Below are 696 nucleotides of genomic sequence, written 5' to 3' on the forward strand. Positions count from 1 at the left end.
AAATGCAGAAGTCAATCGACGGAAATAACTTTCTTGGAAGCTTCTCCCAATCGTACCATGGTGGAATTGAAATATAAATAATATATTGTTAACTATATAAAGCTAAAAAACTCCCAATCGTACCATGGTGGAATTGAAATCCGGTTCTTCACTCTCTTACCTCTTTGCAAAGAGAAGCTCCCAATCGTACCATAGTGGAATTAAAATAATGCAAGACCTCCCTAAGAGCCATCAGGCACCTGGCCGTTGGAAGAAAAGGATATCTGTTTTGTAGTAACCATGGCGCCGCAGAAAATGCTGCCATCATGTATTTTTTGTTGGGATGCTGTAAAGCCAGTGATGTTAATTCCCGAGAGTGGATGACCGATGTGTTGGCCAAAATTGCATTGTACCATAGCAACTACGATCTGGACCTGGCCGATCTTTTGCCTCACAATTGGAAAAAATCCAACAATTGCCGGAATTTCTCTGAAAGCTCCAACTAATTCCAATAGATTCCAGTAGAACTTAGAAAAATCCAACTCCCAGGCCGGCATTCCCCGGCTTGGGGAAAATTTTTACTTTTTACAATACGTGAGAGACCGAAGGCTTACGTAATTTATTAAAAAAGAGCAAGCACAATGGCATAAGAGTATTACCAGCCTGAAATAATTTCTTCCTCCATCATCCCTGATTTCACTGAAAAAATCAATATAT

At 39.9% G+C, this 696-nt stretch carries 1 pseudogene; it reads left to right on the plus strand.

Features of this window, described 5'->3' with window-relative positions:
- Positions 1-227 precede the first annotated feature (227 nt).
- Positions 228-485: pseudogene (locus tag OQ5_RS23280) on the plus strand (hypothetical protein); the annotation flags it as partial.
- Positions 486-696 lie beyond the last annotated feature (211 nt).

Source organism: Anaerophaga thermohalophila str. Valhall, from assembly GCF_000250735.1.
GTDB lineage: Bacteria > Bacteroidota > Bacteroidia > Bacteroidales > Marinilabiliaceae > Anaerophaga > Anaerophaga thermohalophila_A.